This window comes from Sphingomonas caeni, from assembly GCF_026013415.1.
Classification (GTDB): Bacteria; Pseudomonadota; Alphaproteobacteria; order Sphingomonadales; family Sphingomonadaceae; genus Sphingomonas; species Sphingomonas caeni.
The window spans coordinates 407,844-428,510 of sequence record NZ_JAPDOK010000001.1 but is presented as its reverse complement, the minus strand read 5'-3'; the positions used below and the strand labels follow the sequence as shown (position 1 = coordinate 428,510).

Sequence of the window (20,667 nt, the reverse complement as noted above, 5' to 3'; positions counted from 1 at the left end):
TCAGAGCAAGAAACAGGAACCATGGCGAAAGACAAGAAGATGGATACGGCGGAAGCGAACGAAGACACGGATCTGCGTGAGGAAACCGCCGAGGGCGCCCAGGAGGTTGCCGAGCATGACCGCCTCGCCGAGCTGCAGGCCGAGCTGGCCGAGGCCAAGTCGGCGGTGCTCTATGCCCAGGCCGAGACGCAGAATGTGCGCCGCCGCGCCGAGAAGGAAGCGATCGACGCGCGCACCTATGCCGCGACGGGCTTTGCGCGCGACATTCTCTCGGTGGCCGACAATCTGACGCGCGCGCTCGACGCGATCCCCGCAGAGCTGCGCGAGGACGAAAAGCTCAAGGGGCTGGTGACGGGCCTCGAGGCGACGGGGCGCGAGCTCGATTCGGTGTTCGCGCGCCACGGCATCTCGAAGATCGTCGCGATGGGCGACATGCTCGACCCCAATCGCCACCAGGCGATGATGGAAGTGCCGAGCGAGAAGCCCGCAGGCACGATCGTCCAGGAAATCCAGACCGGCTACATGATCCGCGACCGGCTGCTGCGGCCCGCCCTGGTGGGCGTGGCGAAGGCGGCGGATTGATCCGGCGGGCGGGGGCTCTCGCCGCGCTGGCGGTGGCGTTGAGCGCCCCCGCGGCGGCGCGGCAGGCCGCGCCCGAGCGGATCGATGTCTGCTTGCTCGCCGATCAGCCGGTGAATTTCCGCGGCCGCGACGTCAGCGTCGAGGGGATGGTCCAGTCGGATCATCATGACCTGTACCTCTGGTCGCCCCGCTGCCCCTCACTCGCGGTGTTCCTCGGCAGGGATGGCTATGGCCAGGGCACCGAGTGGGAGCGCGCCACCGATCCGGTGAACCGGCGCCGCGTGACGATCACCGGCCGGGTGCGGCTGTTCCCGCCGCCGCCGGGCAGCCGCGAGCCGCCGGGGGTGATCCTCGATTCGCCGCGCATCGTGTCGATCGCCGACCGCTGAGCCATCGCCATTCCCCTCAGTTGCAGGGAGAGGAGCAAGAAGGTGGCACCCGGCGCCGCCTTCGCCTATCTCCGCCTCCATGTCGCGCTTCGATTCCGTCCCCCACCGCCGCGCCATCATCGACCGGCGCGCGCTGGCCGATGCGCTGGGGAGCGTCGAGGCCAAGGATCAGGCGAAGCTGCGCCAGGCGGGGACCAAAATCCTCAAGGGCGCGCTCGACGCCGGGCGGCGCGAGATCGAGAACCGGCTGGCCGAACATCCCGCGCGCGGGCATGAGATCGCGGCGGCGGGCGCCTTCCTGACCGATCAGCTGCTGCGGCTGCTATGGGACTTCACCGTCGAGCGGCTGCATCGCAATCCGAACCCCACCACCTCCGAACGGATGACGCTGATCGCGGTGGGCGGCTACGGGCGCGGCGAGATGGCGCCGCATTCGGACATCGACATTGCCTTCCTGACGCCCTGGAAGGTCACCGGCTGGTGCGAGCAGGTGATCGAATCGATGCTCTATTCGCTGTGGGACATGGGGCTGAAGGTCGGTCATTCGTCGCGCTCGCTCGACGAGATGGTGCGCCAGGCCAAGGGCGATGTGACGGTGCGGACCGCGCTGCTCGAGGCGCGCTATGTCTGGGGCGACGTGCCGCTCTATGACGAGGCCGCGGCACGCTTCAAGGCCGAGGTTCAGGCCGGGACCGCGCGCGCCTTCATCGCCGAGAAGCTCGCCGAGCGCGACCAGCGGCACAAAAGGATGGGCGACACCCGCTATGTCGTCGAGCCCAACGTGAAGGAGGGCAAGGGGGCGCTGCGCGACCTGCACGCGCTCTTCTGGATCGGCAAATATGCGTACAATGTCCGCGAGCCGGCCGAATTGGTCGAGGCCGGGCTGCTCACCAAGCTAGAATATGGCCAGTTCCGCCGCGCCGAGAATTTCCTCTGGGCGGTGCGCTGTCACCTCCATGTCATCGCCGGGCGCGCCGAGGACCGGCTGACCTTCGACCTGCAGCGCGAGATCGCCGAGCGGATGCGCTATTCGGACCGGCCGGGCAAATCGAAGGTCGAGCGCTTCATGCACTTCTACTTCCTTCAGGCGAAGGTGGTGGGCGACCTGACCGGGGTGTTCCTCGCGCATCTCGACGAGAAGTTCGCGGCGCGCGGGAGTCGGTTCGGCTTTCCCACGCTGTGGCGCTCCCCGCGCAAGCTGAAGGGCTTCACGCTCGATCGCGGGCGGATCACCCTCCCGCGCGACACATTCTTCCAGGAGGACCCGGTCCGGCTGATCGAGCTGTTCCAGCTTGCCGATCTCCATTCGCTGGAGATCCACCCGACCGCGATGCGCGCCGCCTCGCGCGATGCCAAGCTGGTCGATGATGTTCGCAATGACCGCCAAGCCAACACGTTGTTCCTCGACGTGCTCACCTCTCCGCGCGATCCCGAAACGGTGCTGCGCTGGATGAACGAGGCGGGGGTGTTCGGGCGGTTCGTGCCGGACTTCGGGCGCGTCGTCGCGCAGATGCAGTTCGACATGTACCACCACTACACGGTGGACGAGCATTCGATCCGCGCGATCGGGCTGCTCAACCAGATCGAGAAGGGCGAGCTCAAGGAGGATCATCCGCTGTCGAGCGGGATCTTCCAGCAGGTCGTGTCGCGGCGCGTGCTGTTCATCGCGGTGCTGCTCCACGATATCGCCAAGGGGCGCGGTGGGGATCATTCGGTGCTGGGGGCGGAGGTGGCCGAGCGGCTCTGCCCGCGGCTCGGCCTGACCCCGGCAGAGACCGAGACGGTGGCATGGCTGGTGCGCTGGCACCTGCTGATGTCGGCAACCGCGTTCAAGCGCGACCTTTCCGACTTCAAGACGATCCTCGATTTCGCGAGCGCGGTGCAGAGCCCCGAGCGGTTGCGCCTGCTGCTGCTGCTGACGGTGGTCGATATCCGCGCGGTGGGGCCGGGGGTGTGGAACAGCTGGAAGCGCCAGCTGCTGACCAATCTCTACGAGAGCGCCGAGGAGGTGCTCCGGCTCGGGCACAAGCAGAAGGGGCGCACCGAGCGGGTCGCGGCGAAGCAGGCGCTGCTCGCCGAGGCGCTGGGCTGGCCCGAACCGCGCATGACCGTGCTGATGAAGCGGCTGCCCGAGAGCTATTGGGTTGCCGAGCCGCTCGACGTGCTCGAGCGCAATGCGCGGATCATCGGGGCGGCGGGGGACGCCAATCTGCTCGTCGAGGCGCAGGTCTATCCCGATCGCGGCGCGACGCTCGTCACCGTCTATGCCTCGGACCATCCCGGCCTCTTCTACCGCATCGCCGGGGCGATCCATGTCGCGGGCGGCAACATCATCGACGCGCGCATCCACACCACGCGCGACGGCATGGCGCTCGACAATTTCCTGATCCAGGACCCGTTCGGCCGCCCGTTCGACGACGAGGCGCGGCTGCAGCGGATCAAGCTGGGCATCGCCGATGCGCTCGCCAACCGGGCGAAGCTTTCCGAGCGGCTCAAGACGCGCCCGGCGCCGCGGCTGCGCGCCGAGGCCTTCACGATCGAGCCCAATGTGCTGATCGACAACAAGGCCTCGAACCGCTTCACGGTGATCGAGGTGAACGCGCGCGATCGGCCGGCCCTGCTCTATCACCTCGCCCACGCGCTGTTCCAATCGAAGGTGACGATCCATTCGGCGCATGTCGCGACCTATGGCGAGCGCGCGGTCGATACCTTCTATCTGACCGACCTGATCGGCGATAAGATCGAGAGCGGGTCGCGATTGAAGACCATCGAACGGCGCCTGCTCGATGCCGCGAGCGGCGATGGCGTGGTGGCGCAGGCGGCCGAATAAGGGAGGTTCACATGCCGGTTCTGGGGTTGGGCGGTTTCTTCTGGCGCGCGCAGGACCCCGAGGGGCTGGCGAGCTGGTATCGCGAGCATCTGGGCGTCGGAAACGGCTGCGGCACCGACGAGAATGGCGAGACCAACGAGTGGCTCTATTATCCCGAGCCCGGGCCGATGGTGTTCCAGCCCTTCAAGGCAACGACCGACTATTTCGAGGCGGACAAGGCGTTCATGTTCAACTTCCGGGTGAGCGATCTCGACAGCCTGTGCGAGCAGTTGAACGCCAAGGGGATCGAGGTGATCACCAAGGCGGAGTGGGACATGCCCGAGGTCGGGAAGTTCGCGCGCATCCATGATCCCGAGGGCAATGCGATCGAGCTGTGGGAGCCGGCGGCCAAGCCTGCATGACGATGCTCAAGGGCGTCGTTCCGATCCTGCATGTCCGCGATGTGAGCGCGACCGCGGCCTGGTTCGAGGCGCGGCTGGGCTTTGCGGTCGATTTTCTCCACGGGAGTCCGCCCTTTTACGGCGCGGTGTCGCGCGACGGGGTGTGCCTGCATCTGCGGCACGTGCACGAGCCGCTGTTCGCGCAGATGGCGGCGCAGGAGGTATCGCTGATCGCGGCGTCGGTCGAGGTGAGCGACGTGGCCGAGCTGTTCGAGGAGCTGTCGGAGCGCGGGGCGGAGATCGCCCAGCCGCTGACCCGCCATGACTGGGGCGGGACCGATTTCCATGTCCGCGATCCGGACGGGAATGTGGTCTCGTTCGTTCGTTACGGGCCGGGCGAATGAGCGGCTATGTCGAGCCAAGGCGCATGCGGCATCGGATCGAATATGTTGGTGGCGTCGAGCAGCTGCGCCTGCCAGTGCGCCGCCATATTTTAGCGCTGCTGTTCCTGCCGTTCTGGCTGACGGGATGGACGATAGGAGGCGCCGACGCCATCACCGAGGTGATGGATGAGCCGAATCTGTTTCTTGCGGTCTGGCTTTGTGGCTGGGCCTTTGGCTGGGTCGCTGCGGCGAGCGCGTTCGCCGCGATGCTTGTCGGCTCGGAGATATTGCGCGTGCAAGGCGGCGATCTCGAGGTGATTCACCGCATCGGACCCTTGCGCCGCAGCTGGCGCTATCGCGGCGGCGAAATTCGCCATTTGTCGCGCTGCTATGAGGATGACGGCTTTTTTACGCGGGGGCGGGGATGGGTGCCGCTACTCTCCCGACCGGCCAGGGGCGAGGTCGCTTTCGATTATGGCTCCGACCGGATCTTCATCGCGATGGACGCGACCGGCAACGATGGCGACGCGATCGAGGAATGGCTGACGGCGCGATTGCCGCGAAGCGCGAGCGCCGCCTAGCGTTTCTGGTACACCCGCACATAATCCACCTCCATCTTCGACGGGAAGGCGGCGGGGTCCACGCCCTGCTGCCCGCCCCAGCCGCCGATGGCGACGTTGAGGATGAGATATTGCGGGCTCGCGAAGGGCCAGGTGTCGTGGTTGCCCTTATGGTCGTTGTCGAAGCGCATATAGGCATGGCCGTCGACGCCGATCAGGATGCGGTCGGCATTCCAGTCGAGCTGGTAGGTGTGAAAAGAGCCGCACGTGTCCGCGATCGTCGTCCGGGCGCCCTTCTGGGTGCCCTTCACATGATTATAGGCGGCGGTGTGGATCGTGCCGTGGACGGTCGTCGGGTCCCAGGCGACCATCTCCATGATGTCGATCTCGCCGAGGCCGGGCCAGCCGGCGCCGCCGTCGCTGCCGAGCATCCAGATCGCCGGCCACATGCCCTTGCCGCACGATAGCTTGGCGCGGATTTCGAAATAGCCATATTGCCAATTGGCCGTGCCCTGGGTGACGAGCTTGCCCGAGCTGTAATGCTGCCCGCCATAATCGGCCATCGAGGAGAGCCGCTCCTTGCGCGCCTCGATCACCAGCACGCCATGTTCGATGCGGACATTTTCGGGCCGGTCGGCGGCGTAATATTGGAGTTCGTTATTGTACCAGCCGGCCTTGTTGCGGCTGGTGTCGAAGCGCCATTTGCGCCGATCGGGCGCGCTGCCCTGGTCGAACTCGTCCGACCAGACCAGCGAATAGCCCGCGGGAAGCGCTATCGGCTCATTGCCGGGAGCGGTTGCGGCGGCCGGTTGCTGCGCCAGCGCCGCGCCCGGCAGCAGCGCGGCGAGCGCCGCCGCCAGGGCGAGGACAGGCTTCATTTGGGGGCGATCACCATCAGCATCTGACGGCCTTCCATGCGCGGATAGGATTCGATCTTGGCGTCTTCGGCCGTATCGTCCTGAACGCGCTTGAGCAGCGCCATGCCGAGCTGGCCGTGCGAAAGCTCGCGGCCGCGGAAGCGCAGCGTGACCTTGACCTTGTCGCCTTCGCCCAGGAATTTGTGGATCGCCTTCATCTTCGTATCATAGTCATGATCGTCGATGTTGGGACGCATCTTGATCTCCTTGATCTCCTGCGTCTTCTGGCTCTTGCGGGCGAGGTTGGCCTTTTTCTGGGCCTCGTACTTGAACTTGCCGACATCGAGGAACTTGGCGACCGGCGGGTCCGCATTGGGGGACACTTCGACCAGATCGAGCCCGAGCTCCTGCGCCTGTTCAATCGCCTCGCGCGTGTACATCACGCCCAAGTTCTCGCCTTCATGGTCGATCACGCGGACCTTGGGCGACTGGATGAATTCGTTGAACCGCGGACCATTGAGCGGCACGGGCGGCGCCATCGGGCGCCGGGTCATGGGAGGACGTATAGAAACTGCTCCTGTGGTTGTTGCTACCATTGTCTTCGCGTGGACATGCACGAATAACGCAAGAAAGCGCGATCCGGTAGCCCGGGCCGCGCGTTCCGGCGATTTTGCCGCGCGCTGTGGCGCGGATGCCATTGCATATCGGGGTTAATGAACTCCGTGGCAAGGGATCAGGTGAGCGGCCACAGCTTCTCCATTGGCCGTTCGAGCACGCGCGCGGCGGTCGCATGGAGCATCGAGTGGGAAAGGCGGCCGGTGCGGACGGCATCGCCGAGCCACGCCTCGATATTGCCGCCCGTCTCGATCCATTTGTCCTGGCGCAGCATGCCGTAGAAGGCGGCGGCGAGGACGTGGATGCCGTCGTCGGAGAGGCGCCAGCGGTCGGCGGGGTTGCGGCCAACCCCGAACGCTTCGCCGATCAGCTGGTCGAGCGCCTGGACCAGGTCTTCGTTGAAATAGCCGTCGAGCGAGGTGTAGCCCCATTTGGGATCATGCTCGCGGACGATGCGCGGGATGAGCGGGTCCTTCGCCAGCACCGCGAGCATGGCCTTCGCGACCGCGCCGTCCATCGGGATGGGCGGATGGAGCATCTCGTGCGCGGCGTTGCGGACGGTGATCGACAGGCTCCAGTCGGCGGCCTGGAGGAAGGTCTGGCCCTGGACCTTGATGCCGTGGGGCTTGCAGAACTGGAGCAGCACGACCTCGATCTGCGGCTCGAAGACGCGGCCGGTGAGCTTTTGCTGGAGGCGGATCACATCGTACGGGGCGAGGTCGCGCTGGAGCTGGGCGGCGCGTGCTGTGAGCTCGCCGATTCGTTCGGTGCGGAAAGCGGCGAAACCGGCATCGCGCATCGCGATGAAGACGGCGTGGAGGCGCGGGGCGGCGGCGGTGAGCCAGCGCCAGTCGCCCTCGTCCCAATAGGGGGTCTTCTGGAGGGTCGGGCGGATGCGGGCTTCGGGATCGGCGAGCGCGGCGATCACGCCATCGATGGTCGAGACATCGGCGCCGGAAATCTTGCTCGACAGGCCGGGGCCGAGCAGGCCGAAACTCTCGCCCGCCTCCTTCCACAGCCTGGGGATGTCGGCGCGGATCGGCTCGGGGAGCTTGGGGGCGAAGGCCGCGGCGTCGGCGGCGTAATAGTCCTGGTAGAGCGGCTCGCCCGACAGGGGCCCGAGGAATGCGATCGCGTCATGACCTTCGGAGGTGGTGACCTTCCAGCGCGTATAGGGCGCGTTCTGGGCGAAGGCGGGAGCGGCGAGGGTGCCGAGTGTGGCGGCGAGGAAGAGGCGGCGGTCCATATGGCCGGGTTTAGCCCAGGCTGCGCCTAGCGGATTGAACGGACTTTGCCCGGGGTGTGGCCGGTCAGCGCTGTGATCGAGCGGGTGAGGTGTGCTTGATCGGCAAAGCCTTGGTCGGCGGCGAAGATCGCGAGGCTGCCGTGCCATTGGGTCAGCGCGAGGACGGCGCGGCGCGTGCGCGCCTCTAGGCGGAAGCGCTTGGGGCTGACGCCATAGGCGCGCGCGAAGCCGCGGCTGACCGAGGCGGGATCGAGCCGCATCGCATCGGCCCAGGGGCCGAGGGCGAGATCGGGGTCGGTGCGGAGCGCCTCGGCGAGCAGGTCGGGCCAGTCGGCGGCCTGGCGCGCGCCGGGGATGAAGGTCTCGCGGACCAGATGCGCTGCGGCGAGCGGATCGCGTTCGGCGAGCCGCGCCACGGCGTCGGAATCGGCGATGCTGCCCGCGCCCGGCGCGAGTCCGGGGATCCCGGGCAGGTTGAGGACGCGCGCGCCTCGGGCCTCGAACCGGTCCTGATGCGCTTCGTAGAGGCCGTGGACGACGACCATGCCCGCGCGGGCGGTGAAGCGGCCGTCATCGCCCGCTTCCTCGAAGCCGCCATCCAGCACGACCGCGATATAGCCTTCGGCATGGCGATGACGCGGCAGGCGTTCGCCCGCGGCGTGCGCGCCGATGCCGTGGCGGGTCATCTCAGGTCGGGCGGGGTCGCTTCCGCGACCAGCATCCCCACCAGATCGTCGAGCTTGAGGATCTGCTGGCGGTCGCTGCCGAGCTGGCGCAGGGCAACGGTGCGCTCCTCGGCCTCGCGCTTGCCGACCACCACCAGGTTCGGGACCTTCGCGACCGAATGCTCGCGGACCTTGTAGTTGATCTTCTCGTTGCGAAGATCGGTCTCGACGCGGATGCGGGCCTTGCCCAGCGCTTCCGCTACTTCCTTCGCATAATCATCGGCGTCGGAGACGATCGTCGCCACCACAGCCTGCACCGGCGACAGCCAAAGCGGGAAACGCCCGGCATGATGCTCGATCAAGATGCCGATAAAGCGCTCGAACGTGCCGAGGATCGCGCGGTGGAGCATGATCGGGCGGTGCCGCTCGCCGTCATCGCCGACATAGGAGGCGTCGAGCCGCTCGGGGAGCACCGTATCGGTCTGGATCGTGCCGACCTGCCAGGTCCGCCCGATCGCGTCGGTCAGGTGGAATTCGAGCTTGGGCGCGTAGAAGGCGCCTTCGCCGGGGAGTTCCTCCCAGCCATATTCCTCGGTGTCGCGGCCCGTGGCGGCGACCGCGTCGCGCAGGCTTTGCTCGGACCAGTCCCACATCTCCTCGCTGCCGAAACGCTTCTCGGGGCGCAGCGCGAGCTTGATGGCGTATTTGTCGAAGCCGAGGTCCTTGTAGACGCTGTCGAGCAGGTCGCAGAAGATTTTCACTTCCTCGATCAGCTGGTCGGCGCGGACGAAGAGATGGCCGTCGTCCTGGGTGAACTGGCGGACGCGCATGATGCCGTGCAGCGCGCCGTGCGGCTCGTTGCGGTGGCAGCACCCCATTTCGGCCATGCGGATCGGCAGGTCGCGGTACGATTTGATGCCCTGCTTGAAGATCAGGATGTGCGCGGGGCAGTTCATCGGCTTGAGCGCCATCAGGTCGCTCTTGCCCGACAGGATCGGTCCCTCGTCCTCGCCGCTTGGGATTTCGTCGGGGACGACGAACATGTTCTCGCGATATTTGCCCCAATGGCCGCTCTGCTCCCATTGGCGGGCGTCCATCAGCTGGGGCGTCTTGACCTCGTTATAGCCCGAGGCGTCGAGGCGGCGGCGCATATAGGCTTCAAGCTGGCGCCACAGGACGAAGCCCTTGGGATGCCAGAAGACCGAGCCCTGCGCCTCCTGCTGGAGGTGGAACAGGTCCATCTCCTGCCCGATGCGGCGATGGTCGCGCTTGGCGGCTTCCTCGAGGCGGAGCAGATGCTCGTCGAGCTGCTTCTTGCTGAGCCAGCCGGTGCCGTAGATGCGGCTGAGCTGGGGATTGTTCTGATCGCCGCGCCAATAGGCGCCCGAGACGCGCGTGAGCTTGAAGGCGTTCGGATCGACCTTGCCCGTCGAGGCGAGGTGGGGGCCGCGGCACATGTCGAGCCAGGCGTCGTCACTTTTGCCGGCGCGATAGACCGTCAGCTCCTCATTCTCGGGCAGCTCGGCGGCCCATTCTGCCTTGAAGCTTTCGCCCTGCGCCTTCCAGCGCTCGATCAGCTGGGCGCGCGACCAGACCTCGCGAATCAGCGGCTCATCCTTGCCGATGATCTTGCGCATCTCGGCCTCGATCGCGGGCAAATCTTCCTCGGTGAAGGGCCGGTCCTTGGGCGCGAAGTCGTAATAGAAGCCGTCGTCCGTGGACGGACCGAAAGTGATCTGCGTCCCCGGAAACAGGTTCTGCACCGCTTCGGCGAGGATGTGCGCATAATCGTGGCGGACGAGCTCGAGCGCGTCCTTCTCGTCCTTCGCGGTGATCAGCGCGAGCGTCGCGTCGCCCTCGAAGGGGCGCATGATGTCGCGCACCTCGCCATCGACGCGGGCGGCCATCGCCGCCTTGGCCAGCCCCGGACCGATCGCGAGTGCGATGTCCGCCGGGGTAGTCCCCGGGGCTACCTCACGGACGGAGCCGTCGGGCAGCGTAATGCGGAACATCTCGGACACGGGGATGGACTTTCTCTGATCGAAGGAATGGCGCGGCTTATGCCCGCGCCCGTGAGCGTTAGGCAAGGGATTGGACATGGTGCTTCGCTCGCGGCGCTACGGGCTGGGACGGGAGCGAGTGAGAAGCGCCGGCTCACCCGTTCCCGGGTGAGCGGCCGCGAGCGTCAGGCGCGCACGACTGCTCCCCGGAAAACCGGGGTGGTGCTAGTCGTGGTGAGGGCCGGACGGCGTTGCATGGGCAGGGATATAGGGCGAATGGTCTCGGGGATCAAATCACCCCGAATGGCACCACGCGGTTGAGCTCGATATGCCCGATCTCGGCGCGGCCGAGATACGGCACCCCCATCTCCCGGCACCAGCGCACGATCATCTGCTCCGGCGTTTCATTGAAGGGCGGGTCGTTTTCCTGGACGTCGGTGACGTACCCCAGCCGGATGCCGGCGATGCCCTTGAGCTGGGTCGCGTGCGCCATCTGGAAGAGCATCCGGTCGATCCGGTAGAGCGGCTCGCCGACATCCTCGATCATCAGCACATGATCGGTGAGATCGGGCATATAGGGCGTGCCGATCAGCGTGGTCAGGATGGCGAGGTTGAACGCGGCGGCGGGGCGCTTGTCGGTGAGGAGGCTGGGCTCGAGGCCCTGCTTGTCGCCGTTCATCAGCCAGCCGAGCACCCAGGCGGCCGAATCGCCCTTGTCGTTCATGCCGATGCTGCTCGCCATCGCGCCGTGGAGCTGCCTGCCGATGCGGCGGGCATAGAGCGCGCCCATCAGGAAACCCATGTCGGAGAAGCCGATATAGGTCTTGCGGTTCGCCGCGGGCCCGAGGTGCGGGAGCACCGCCTCGAGGATGCGGTTCGATCCGTAACCGCCGCGCGCGAACCAGATCGCATCGAACGAAGGGTCGTTGGCATAGTCGAGAAAGGCGGTCGCGCGGGCGGCATCGGGGCCGGCGAAATGGCCTTCAGACAGATAGCATTGCGGGTGGAAGACGATCTCCACCTGCGGCCAGGTGAGCGCCATGAAGGCGGCGAGGCGGAGCGACCCCTCGTGACTGACCGACCTGCCCGGTGCGACAACTCCGATGCGCATTCCCGCGTTCCTTCTTCTCCCGTTCGTCCTGAGTAGCCATTGAGTAGCCCCGAAGGGGCGTACCGAAATGGCGTATCGAAGGACCCTTCGATACGGGTCTTCGACAAGCTCAGCCCCTACTCAGGGCGAACGGTGGGGGTGATGACTTGCCCCCGCTCTCCGCAGCCGATAGCGCGTCGCCATGCAGCACGGCAAACCCTACTTCTTCGTCGGCATCGGCGGGTCCGGCATGATGCCGCTGGCGATGATCCTTGCGGGGCAGGGCGCGACGGTGGCGGGATCGGATCGCAGCCTCGATTCGGGCGCGCTGCCCGCCAAGTTCGGTTTCCTGCGCGACCGGGGCGTGGCGCTGTTTGCGCAGGACGGGAGCGGGATCGCGTCCGCCGATCAGATCGTCGTGGCCTCCGCGGCGGTCGAAGCGAGCGTGCCCGATATCGTCGCTGCCGAGCGCGTGGGTGCGGCGCGGATGTCGCGCGCGGAGCTGCTCGCGAGCCTGTTCAACGCCGCCGGGACCTCGATCGGGGTCGCGGGGACGAGCGGCAAATCGACCGTGACGGGGATGATCGCCTGGATCCTCCACGCCGTGGGACGCGATCCGACGGTGATGAACGGCGCGGTGATGAAGAATTTCGTGGCGCCTGACGCGCCCTTCGCCAGCGCGCTGGTGGGCGCGGGCGACGCCTTTGTCAGCGAGGTGGACGAGAGCGATGGATCGATCGCGCTCTATCGCCCGCGGATCGCGGTGCTCAACAATGTCAGCCTCGATCACAAGTCGCTCGAGGAGCTGCGCCAACTGTTCGGCGATTTCGCGGCCAAGGCGATGACGACGGTGGTCAATGTCGGCGATCCCGAGAGCGCGGCGCTGGCGGCGGGGCTCGAGCGTGCGAAATGCGTGACCTTCGCGGTCGAGGTCCCCGCGGACATGGCCGCGCAGAACCTCGCGCCCGAGCCCTTCGCGATCGGCTTCGACCTGGTGCTGGGAGGCGAGACGCGGCGGGTGCGGCTGTCGGTACCGGGCCGGCACAATGTCGCCAATGCGCTGGCGGCGATCGGCGCGGCGATGGCGGCGGGGGTGGAGGTCGATGCGGCCTGCCGCGCGATCGAGGGCTTCACCGGGCTCAAGCGCCGCTTCGAGCTGGTGGGCACGGTCGCCGGGGTCAGCGTGATCGACGATTTCGGGCATAATCCCGAAAAGATCGCGGCGACGCTCGATACGCTTCACGCCTTTCCGGGGCGGCTGCTGCTGATGTTCCGCCCGCACGGCTATGGTCCGCTCAAGGTGATGCGGCGCGAACTGGGCGAGATGTTCCGCGAGAAGCTCGGTCCCGACGATCTGCTGGTGATCCCCGATCCGGCCTATTTCGGCGGTACCACCAGCCGGGAGGTGACCAGCGCGGACATCGTCGCCGATATCGGTGGCCAGGCGCACCATATCGCCGATCGCGATGCCGCCGCCGCCTGGCTGGTCGAGCAGGCGCGCCCCGGCGACCGGATCGTGGTGATGGGCGCGCGCGACGATACGCTCAGCCAGCTCGCCGCGGACATGGTGGCGGCGCTCGGCCGCTAGTTGCCGGTTCGGTCGGGCGGCGCCGGGTGCGCATCGACGATCTTCCACCCGCTATTCTCGCGCAGCATCGGCTTGCCGCATCCCGCGCAATAGGCGCGATAGTCGTAACCGTCATGCCATACCCGCCGGCGATCGCGCCGATGTGTGCCGAACGCGCACGCCGCCAATTGCAGAAGCTTCATCTGCCGAACCTCGGATCATGTCTTATTGGATGACCGGTGCAGGAACGCGCACGAGCGAATCGGGGGCGATATTACGCCATTTTGGACCGTTTCCTTGGAGATTTTCGCCATGGGCGCCCCGGGGATGCGGCGGTTAAGTATTCCACCGCAATTGGGCATGGCGATCATTGCGATATGGCACTGATCCATGTTGGTCGGAAGATTCCTGCGATGGCTCCTCCTGGCGCTCGGGAGGCGCCCCGTTTGCGACACTCCCCATTGCACCAGCGAAGCCCGCTGCCACGACTGCCAATATTGGGAAGCGGTCCGCTAGCAGCCCCATTGCCGCGCCTCGATGTCGTGGTCGCTTTCCCATATGGAAAGCACCATTGACAAATCGCGCGACTCGGCGTAAAGCGACCTTGACTGAAGAGAAAGGGAGCTTGACATCATGGCCGCCACACCCGCCGCCCGCCGCTATCTGAAGCGCTTCGCGCCGACGATGATCGCCTATTTCATCGCGCTGTTCGGCGCGAACTGGGCGATGGAGACGTGGCATCCCACAGGCGCGACCCTGGTCGCGCTCGCGATCCTGCCCGCGCTGCCGATCGTCGGCGTGATCGCGGTGATCGGGCTCTACATCCTCGAGGAGAACGACGAATATCAGCGCGCCCAGGCGGTGCAGGGGATGCTGATCGGGCTCGGCTTCATGCTCGCCCTGGCGAGCGTCTGGGGCTTTCTCGAGGAAGCGGGCGCGGTGCCGCACGTCAAGGCCTATTGGGCCTTCGTCACCTGGTGCGCCGGCTGGGGGATTGCGCAATGCGTGCTCAAGCTGCGCGAGCGCGGCGCGGGAGGGGCGGCATGAACAACCGCCTCCGCGTCCTGCGCGCCGAACGCGCCTGGAGCCAGCAGGACCTGGCCGAGCGGCTCGAGGTTTCGCGCCAGAGCGTCAACGCGATCGAGACCGGCCGCTACGACCCCTCGCTCCCGCTCGCCTTCCGCATCGCCGACCTGTTCGGGATGACGATCGAGGATATTTTCCAGAATCCGTCCAAGGAGACCCCGCAATGATCGTTCGTTTGCTCTTCGCCGCCGCCGCGCTGGCGGTAACCGTCCCCGCCGTGCTCCTGCCGGTGCCGGCCCATAGCGCCCCTGCGCCCGCCGCGGCGCGGCTGATCCAGATGGACCATATCTCGGTCGAGGTGGTGGGCGAGGGGCCGGCGGTGATCCTGGTCCCCGGCCTCTCCAGCCCGCGCGCGGTGTGGGACGGGGTGATGCCCGAATTCGCCAGGGGGCACCGCGTCTATCGCGTGCAGGTCAACGGCTTCGGCGGCGACGATCCGCGGGCCAACCTCGCCCCCGGCGTGCTCGACGGGATCGTCGCCGACCTCCACAGGCTGATCGCCGACGAGAAGATCGCCGGGGCGGCGATGGTCGGCCATTCGATGGGCGGCTTTCTGGGGCTGATGATTGCCAGGGCGCATCCGGGCGACATCGGGCGGCTGATGATCGTCGATTCGCTCCCCTATATCGGCGCGCTGTTCGTGCCGAACGCCACCGTGGCGATGGTCGAACCGCAGGCGAAGGTGATGCGCGACCAGATCGCCGCGACCCATGGCACGCCGCTGCCCGACCAAGCGGTGCAGGCCATGGCATCGGCGAACGCGCTCAAGCCCGAGTCGCAGGCGAAGATCGCCGGCTGGACGCGCAATGTCGACATGCGCGTCGTCGCCGAGGCAATGTACGAGGTGATGACGACCGATCTCAGGGGCGACATGGCGGGAATCGGCGTGCCGGTCACCTTGCTCTACCCGTCCTCGGCCATGCTGCCCAAGGAACGCGCCGATGCGCTCTACCGCGGCGAATATGCGAAGGCGCCGCATGTCGCCTTCGTCAATGTCGCCGACAGCGGGCATTTCATCATGCTCGATCAGCCCGAGGCGTTCGCCGCCGCGCTGACCGCGTTCCTCAAATGAGGTTGGGGCCCGGGCCGATCGTGCCCGGGCCCCCGCTTACGGCCTAGTAGGTGCCGGAGAAGCTGCGGTTGAGGATATGGGGGCCGCGGCTCTCGTCGCGGTCGCCGCCGAAAAAGGCGCCGCGCTCCTCGTCCTTCCATGCGGCCTTCGCCTCGTCCGCGGTCTTGCGCAGCGTCACCTTGTCATCGACCGACTGGATCCAGCGCGACGGGATCGAATGGTGGTGGCCGCCCGAATCGGGATCGTTCCGGTTGAGGATGATCCGGTCGCCGCGGACCTTGTCGACCGCGCCGATCCGGGTGCCGTCGGAGCCGATCACTTCCATATTCTCGCTCACCCGGCCCAGCCCCTCGCGCTGGCCCTGGCGCTCGGTACGCCATCCGGTGAATTCGCGGTGGAAGCGCTCGGCATTCTCGCGGCGATACTCGTCATAGTCGCGGTCGAGTTCGGCGATGCGTTCGCGGCGCCACGCGCCATAATGGCTGTCCTGCTCGCGCTGGGCGTCGTAGCGCAGGTCGCGCTGGCGGCGGCGCTCGGCCTCGTCGTCGCCGAACCAGGAACGGACCTCGTCGCCGGCACGATCGAAGAAACCGCGGTCGGGATCGCCGCGCCGGTCATGGCGCCCATCGTCATAGCGATAGCGCTCGCCATGATAGTCGCCGCGCTGGCCATAGGCGTCGCGGCCGCGCGGCTCGCGGCGCCAGTCGCTCCCGAACTCGCCGGCCGCGGCATAATCGCGCGCGCTCGAATAGCCCGAGGTGCGGCCGGGCTGGGGGCCGGCGAGCTGCTCCTGGTCGTGGGGGCCATAATAAAGGTGCCCGGTGCCATAGCCGGGGGTGCGGTCGTCCATCTCGTCTCTCCAGGATCGCGTTGCCGGGGGCGGGCGCGGACGGCCCGTCCTCGGCGATTCAGCGGTCGAGCGCGCCGGATGGTTCCTGAAAATCACCGGGGTTTTCAGCCGGTTCGGCGCAGGCGAAACGCGTCTGGGTCCGCGTGTCTCAAGCCGGTTGCATCGGGGGAAAGCTGTCGCTAATGGAGCCCCTCCCGGCACGCCGGGGACGGTGGCGGGGCTGTAGCTCAGATGGGAGAGCGCTGCAATCGCACTGCAGAGGTCAGGGGTTCGATTCCCCTCAGCTCCACCAGCCTCCGCTAAAGCTTCGGCTGGCAAGCCAGCCGGGGATTTAGCGGAGGCTGCCCGCCGAAGCTCCGCAGGAGCGTGGGAGGGCCCTCACCACCCGTCGATCCCGCTGAAGCCGCGTATTCTCCGCCGGCGGGATGTTTCCGCTCAGTAAATCAAAGTATCGTTTTCTTTGATTATCCCCGGTTCATCCACAATGGTGCGATTTTAATTCGATAGACGCCATGAAGTCATCGCTGCTTTTCTTCACCTGACCGCGTTGCCCGATGAAATGGAATGGAATATCGCTTGCCCTTCAGGGGGAGTCGCGATGAGCAACGTAGCCGGCAAAGCCTATGGGATGAACGTCGTCACGCCGATGCGGCCGGGGATGACGTGGGTGAACACCTTCCTGTTCATGGTCTCCCGCGCGATGCCCAAGACGTTGGCGGGCCTGCTCGGCCTCGGCTTCATCCATTTCGCGCGCTGGGTGATGATCCGCCGCGATCAATGGCCGCAGCTGGGCCAGCCGCCCGCGAAGCTCTCGAACGACTACATGCTCTTCTGCAGCAATTTCAACGGCACCTGGGACCAGTATATCGACGCCTTTGCCGACGGCATCCCGGGCGGGCTCGATCTCTTCTGGTATTCGAGCACCAAATATCCGAACTCGATCCCGGTCGAGCCCTTCAAGGGCTATATCCGCGCCAATCAGGTCGATACCAACTATTATTATAACGCCACGCCGGGCAGCGGCCAGCGCGACATCAAGCTGGCGCTCAAGCTCGCCTATGACCTGCGCGGCGTAGCCGGACAGCTTTCGTCGCTCGACGATGCGGGGCTGGGCGCGGCGTTCCAGAAGCTGCTGATCGACAATCAGGGCGGGCTCGGATCGCCGGGCTATGCGCCGGTCGCGAGCTGCGACACCGCCGCGGCCGACCGCAACCGCGCCGATGCCGAGCTGGGCCGCTGGGGCGATGGCGGCACCGGCCCGATCGATGCCGAACGCGAAACCCAGCCGCTGCCCGCCGAAACGATCATCGCCTCCGCCGCGAACGAGGATGGCGAGGCCGAGAAGCAGGCGGTGCGCGCCGCGGTCAGCGCCGTGCTCGGCACCGCCTCGCGCATCGCCGAGGCCCCCAAGGTCGCCGAACCTGGCCCCGCGCCGGAGAAGCCCCCGGAGACGCCAGATGCCTAATATCGACGTCAGCAGCTATTTCTTCACCGCGGCGGTGCCGGTCTGCAACGACGGCATTGTCGAGCATGACGGCATGAAGAGTTCGCCGATCCATGTCATGCGCGAGGTGCTCGAGACATTGCCCACCGCGCTCCAGTCGCACGCGACCGAGGAGATCGGGCTCAACAGCCCCTTTTCGCGCAGCCTCAGGACGCATTTCGCGCGGCTCGTCGTGATCGATCAGCCCAATTTCAACGGCCGCGATCACAGCAATGCGCTGGTCAACGCGATCAAGGGCACCGACCTGCTCGATCCCCAGCCGGTCGACCAGCTGACCTGTCCCTATCTGCTGGTGATGCTCGATTTCGACCTGCCCGATCCGAAGGGGACGGGCGAGCCGCGCCGCTATTTCGAGGAGCTGTGGGGGCTGATGGAGCCCGAACTCCGGTCGATCTTCCAATATTGCTACGGCTTCGACAGCGTCGGCGATGCGGCGGGCTTCGCTGCCTACATGCTCAAATGCCAGATCGAGACGACGATGCCGTTCCACGATTACTGGTATCTGCCGCCCAAGCTCAGCTCGATCTCGGTCCCGCTGCTCGCCGCGATCGCGCTGGCGGGGCCCGCGATCGCTATCCTGGCGGGCATCGGCGCCTGGCTGGGCTGGACCGAGCCACTCAGCCGGGGCTGGACGATTGCGCTGTGGGCGATGCTGCCGGTCGGGCTGCTGATCGATTATGGGTGGATCATGTGGAAGGGCAACCAGCCCTATCCCGCGACCCCCGATGCGAACCTGCGCAACGTGCTCAAGGGGCTCTATCTCCAGCAGGCCTTCACCCGCTTCGCGATCGAGCAGCAGCACCGCGATCCCGCCGATTGGGGCAAGGCGTTCCGCGCCTTCCTCGACGCCAACCGCCCGGCAGATCTCGATGGGCCCACCCAGCCGCCCGGCGTGATCCGCAGCCGCCTGCCGGGAGACGCGGCATGACCAACCCCACGCCCAGCCCGACTTTGCTCGACCTCGCCGATATCCAGGGCGGGATCCTGCGCACTTATGGCGACGGCTTTCCCAAGGGCCGCAACTTCTACCTGACCGTCCGCGACGGCAAGAAGGGCCGCGCCTTTGTCGAGGCGCTGCTGCCGCGCATCACCACTGCGGCGCGCTGGAAGGACCCCAATCGCGAGGAGCCGCTGCTGCGCACGCGCAACCCGCGCGTCAAGGACATCGCCCGCGCCGAGGGCGTTCCCGACTATCCGGGCCGCGTCCAGCTCATCAAGCCCAAGGTGACGCTCAATATCGGCTTCACCTTCCCCGGGCTGCTCGCGCTCGGCGTGCCGACGCGGACGCTGCGCGGCATGCCCGACGAGTTCATCGACGGGATGGAGGTGCGCGCGGCGCTGCTGGGCGACGATCCCTTCCTCGACCAGCGCGACGCGGTGTGGCGCGATTCGCGGGGCGACAAGCGCGTCCACATCCTCGTCACCATGTATGCCCAGATGGAGCCCGACGGCACACCCTGCGCCGAACTCGAGAACGAGACCAAGGAAATCGTCCGCCTGTGCAAGGCGTCGAAGGGCGGGGTGGTGCTGCTCGACGGGGTCGGGCCGGACAAGTCGCCCTGGCAGGAGCTGTCGGCGGTGCTGCGCCAGGACGGCGACCGCTACTGGCCGACCAACAAGGAGCATTTCCAGCTCTCGGACGGGTTCGGCGACCCGGTCTTCTCCGGCCAGTTCTCGGGCGAGGCCGAGCGGCTGCGCGTCGCGGGTGGCGGCAAGCTGATGCCCGATTACAGCTGGGAGCCACTGGCGACCGGCGAATTCCTGCTCGGCTATCCCGACGAGGCGCAGGAAATCCCCGGCGCGGCGATGCCGATCGCGTTCAGCCGCAACGGCACCTTCATGGCCTATCGCAAGCTCCACGAGGCGGTGGGGACCTTCAACGCCTATATCGACGCGCAGGCGACGCGCTACGCCGCGATGTTCGGGGTACCGCAGATCGAGGCGGTCGATACGATCAAGGCCAAGATGGTCGGCCGCTGGGAGGACGGCGTGCCGCTGACCGTGGCGCCCACCTATGCCGACTGGCAGAAGTTCAGGGCCGAACTCGACCAGGCCCGCGCCGCGCAGGACAAGCCCAGGCTCGCCGAGATCGCGCTCAAGTTCACCAACTTCACCTATGCCGGCGATGCCTCGGGCGCGAAATGCCCGGTGACCTCGCACCTGCGCCGCGCCAATCCGCGCGACGGGCTGGGGCCGACCTTCAACGACAAGACCGGCAAGTCGAACGCCGGATCGGGGATCATCAACCGCCGCCGCATCCTGCGCCGCGGGCTGCCCTATGGCCAGTATGACCCGCAGGCGCCCGGCGACGGCGGCGATCACGGCATCATCTTCATGGCGATCTGTACCAGCCTGTTCCGCCAGTTCGAGTTCGTCCAGCAGCAATGGATGCAGTACAGCCTCGATTTCAACGCGGGCAGCGATACCTGCCCCGTGATCGGCAACCATCCCGCGAAGGACGATCCCAAGCTGGTGATTCCGGTCGATACGCAGGCGGGGAAGATCCCCTTCATCTGCGACAAGCTGCCCCAGCTCGTCGAGCCGCGCGGCGGGGACTATTTCTTCATCCCCAGCATGACCGCGCTCAGGATGATCGGGATGGGGATCATCGATCCGACCTGAGGCGCTCCCCCGATGATGCGCCGAAGGTGCAACGCGTGCGGCGGCGTGCGCTCAGCGCGTCTCTCCGATCACGAGCAGGTCGCGATCGGCGAGTTCGATGATGAATTCCAGCGTGTCGTCCCGCACCATATCCGGGTGACGCGGATAGGCCTCGATCATCGCGTCGCAGACCGCTTCGATCGGCTGCGCCGACGCCAGCGCGCGCCAGATCTCGCCCCCGATCGCATCGACGCTGTGATAGACGCCGGTCTTGACGTTCAGCAGGACGATTTCCTCCGCGATCTCGCTGTAGAAGATGTCCGGCGAACAGCGCACGATCGTGGCCATGTCCAGCGTTTGGGGCGCGTCCTTCAGCGTATCCATGGCTCA

Annotated in this window: 22 protein-coding genes and 1 tRNA gene; 14 read left to right on the top strand and 9 right to left on the bottom strand. The window is 66.7% G+C overall.

The window, feature by feature from the left end; translation table 11 throughout:
• Positions 1 to 21 precede the first annotated feature (21 nt).
• The 6 genes from grpE to OF829_RS02305 all read left to right on the top strand — a co-directional run bounded on the left by grpE (position 22) and on the right by OF829_RS02305 (position 5,145).
• Entirely contained in the window at positions 22 to 582 is a 561-nt protein-coding gene (gene grpE / locus OF829_RS02330) for a nucleotide exchange factor GrpE (RefSeq protein ID WP_264938335.1), read from the top strand.
• Positions 579 to 971, top strand: a complete 393-nt coding sequence (locus OF829_RS02325; RefSeq protein WP_264938334.1) for a hypothetical protein — start codon at positions 579 to 581, stop codon at positions 969 to 971. Before grpE ends, OF829_RS02325 begins: the two co-directional genes overlap by 4 nt.
• 79 nt (positions 972 to 1,050) lie before the next feature.
• Positions 1,051 to 3,801, top strand: coding sequence for a [protein-PII] uridylyltransferase (locus OF829_RS02320; RefSeq protein ID WP_264938333.1), 2,751 nt, complete (start codon positions 1,051 to 1,053; stop codon positions 3,799 to 3,801).
• A gap of 11 nt (positions 3,802 to 3,812) precedes the next feature.
• Positions 3,813 to 4,202, top strand: a complete 390-nt coding sequence (locus OF829_RS02315; RefSeq protein ID WP_264938332.1) for a VOC family protein — start codon at positions 3,813 to 3,815, stop codon at positions 4,200 to 4,202.
• The gene (locus OF829_RS02310) at positions 4,199 to 4,585 is read left to right on the top strand and encodes a glyoxalase superfamily protein (RefSeq protein ID WP_264938331.1); all 387 of its coding nucleotides are present in this window, start codon (positions 4,199 to 4,201) and stop codon (positions 4,583 to 4,585) included. The genes OF829_RS02315 and OF829_RS02310 overlap by 4 nt, the downstream gene beginning before the upstream one ends.
• Complete coding sequence (locus OF829_RS02305; RefSeq protein ID WP_264938330.1) at positions 4,582 to 5,145, top strand: hypothetical protein; 564 nt, start codon at positions 4,582 to 4,584, stop codon at positions 5,143 to 5,145. The genes OF829_RS02310 and OF829_RS02305 overlap by 4 nt, the downstream gene beginning before the upstream one ends.
• Here the strand turns inward: OF829_RS02305 and OF829_RS02300 are convergent.
• The 6 genes from OF829_RS02300 to OF829_RS02275 all read right to left on the bottom strand — a co-directional run bounded on the left by OF829_RS02300 (position 5,142) and on the right by OF829_RS02275 (position 11,618).
• Positions 5,142 to 6,002 carry a glycoside hydrolase family 16 protein gene (locus OF829_RS02300; protein ID WP_264938329.1) on the bottom strand — a complete coding sequence of 287 codons (861 nt, stop codon included), beginning with the start codon at positions 6,000 to 6,002 and terminating at the stop codon, positions 5,142 to 5,144. The two genes, OF829_RS02305 and OF829_RS02300, sit on opposite strands and share 4 nt — an antisense overlap.
• Entirely contained in the window at positions 5,999 to 6,535 is a 537-nt protein-coding gene (infC, locus tag OF829_RS02295) for a translation initiation factor IF-3 (RefSeq protein ID WP_264938328.1), read from the bottom strand. The genes OF829_RS02300 and infC overlap by 4 nt, the downstream gene beginning before the upstream one ends.
• Before the next feature lie 179 nt (positions 6,536 to 6,714).
• Complete coding sequence (locus OF829_RS02290) at positions 6,715 to 7,842, bottom strand: hypothetical protein (protein ID WP_264938327.1); 1,128 nt, start codon at positions 7,840 to 7,842, stop codon at positions 6,715 to 6,717.
• Positions 7,843 to 7,868: 26 nt separating this feature from the next.
• Entirely contained in the window at positions 7,869 to 8,528 is a 660-nt protein-coding gene (locus OF829_RS02285; protein WP_264938326.1) for an AraC family transcriptional regulator, read from the bottom strand.
• Positions 8,525 to 10,519, bottom strand: coding sequence for a threonine--tRNA ligase (thrS, locus tag OF829_RS02280; protein WP_406701386.1), 1,995 nt, complete (start codon positions 10,517 to 10,519; stop codon positions 8,525 to 8,527). Before thrS ends, OF829_RS02285 begins: the two co-directional genes overlap by 4 nt.
• A gap of 277 nt (positions 10,520 to 10,796) precedes the next feature.
• Positions 10,797 to 11,618 (bottom strand): LD-carboxypeptidase, encoded by an 822-nt coding sequence (locus OF829_RS02275; RefSeq protein WP_264938324.1) that lies wholly within the window; start codon positions 11,616 to 11,618, stop codon positions 10,797 to 10,799.
• A 181-nt stretch (positions 11,619 to 11,799) separates the two neighbouring features.
• Here OF829_RS02275 and OF829_RS02270 point away from each other — a divergent pair, with 181 nt between their 5' ends.
• Positions 11,800 to 13,185: a glutamate ligase domain-containing protein gene (locus OF829_RS02270; RefSeq protein WP_264938323.1), complete on the top strand. Its 1,386-nt coding sequence runs from the start codon at positions 11,800 to 11,802 to the stop codon at positions 13,183 to 13,185.
• On the opposite strand, the gene OF829_RS02265 is transcribed toward OF829_RS02270, so the two are convergent.
• Positions 13,182 to 13,367 (bottom strand): hypothetical protein, encoded by a 186-nt coding sequence (locus OF829_RS02265; protein ID WP_264938322.1) that lies wholly within the window; start codon positions 13,365 to 13,367, stop codon positions 13,182 to 13,184. The genes OF829_RS02270 and OF829_RS02265 overlap by 4 nt on opposite strands.
• A 430-nt stretch (positions 13,368 to 13,797) precedes the next feature.
• Between OF829_RS02265 and OF829_RS02260 the strand changes: the two genes are divergently transcribed.
• The 3 genes from OF829_RS02260 to OF829_RS02250 are packed head-to-tail and all read left to right on the top strand — an operon-like array spanning position 13,798 to position 15,322.
• Entirely contained in the window at positions 13,798 to 14,211 is a 414-nt protein-coding gene (locus tag OF829_RS02260; protein ID WP_264938321.1) for a hypothetical protein, read from the top strand.
• A complete protein-coding gene (locus OF829_RS02255; protein WP_264938320.1) occupies positions 14,208 to 14,417 on the top strand; it encodes a helix-turn-helix transcriptional regulator in 210 nt (69 codons plus the stop codon). Before OF829_RS02260 ends, OF829_RS02255 begins: the two co-directional genes overlap by 4 nt.
• Positions 14,414 to 15,322: an alpha/beta fold hydrolase gene (locus tag OF829_RS02250; RefSeq protein WP_264938319.1), complete on the top strand. Its 909-nt coding sequence runs from the start codon at positions 14,414 to 14,416 to the stop codon at positions 15,320 to 15,322. Before OF829_RS02255 ends, OF829_RS02250 begins: the two co-directional genes overlap by 4 nt.
• Before the next feature lie 43 nt (positions 15,323 to 15,365).
• Here the strand turns inward: OF829_RS02250 and OF829_RS02245 are convergent, their stop codons facing one another.
• A complete protein-coding gene (locus OF829_RS02245; protein ID WP_264938318.1) occupies positions 15,366 to 16,172 on the bottom strand; it encodes a DUF2171 domain-containing protein in 807 nt (268 codons plus the stop codon).
• Positions 16,173 to 16,388: 216 nt separating this feature from the next.
• Between OF829_RS02245 and OF829_RS02240 the strand changes: the two genes are divergently transcribed.
• From OF829_RS02240 to OF829_RS02225, 4 genes are all read left to right on the top strand, one after another.
• A tRNA-Ala gene (locus tag OF829_RS02240) sits at positions 16,389 to 16,464 on the top strand.
• Between the two features lie 306 nt (positions 16,465 to 16,770).
• Positions 16,771 to 17,637, top strand: a complete 867-nt coding sequence (locus OF829_RS02235) for a hypothetical protein (protein WP_264938317.1) — start codon at positions 16,771 to 16,773, stop codon at positions 17,635 to 17,637.
• The gene (locus tag OF829_RS02230) at positions 17,630 to 18,604 is read left to right on the top strand and encodes a hypothetical protein (RefSeq protein ID WP_264938316.1); all 975 of its coding nucleotides are present in this window, start codon (positions 17,630 to 17,632) and stop codon (positions 18,602 to 18,604) included. Before OF829_RS02235 ends, OF829_RS02230 begins: the two co-directional genes overlap by 8 nt.
• Positions 18,601 to 20,298 (top strand): Dyp-type peroxidase, encoded by a 1,698-nt coding sequence (locus OF829_RS02225; protein ID WP_264938315.1) that lies wholly within the window; start codon positions 18,601 to 18,603, stop codon positions 20,296 to 20,298. The genes OF829_RS02230 and OF829_RS02225 overlap by 4 nt, the downstream gene beginning before the upstream one ends.
• A gap of 51 nt (positions 20,299 to 20,349) precedes the next feature.
• Here the strand turns inward: OF829_RS02225 and OF829_RS02220 are convergent, their stop codons facing one another.
• Positions 20,350 to 20,661, bottom strand: a complete 312-nt coding sequence (locus OF829_RS02220) for a PqqD family protein (protein WP_264938314.1) — start codon at positions 20,659 to 20,661, stop codon at positions 20,350 to 20,352.
• Positions 20,662 to 20,667 lie beyond the last annotated feature (6 nt).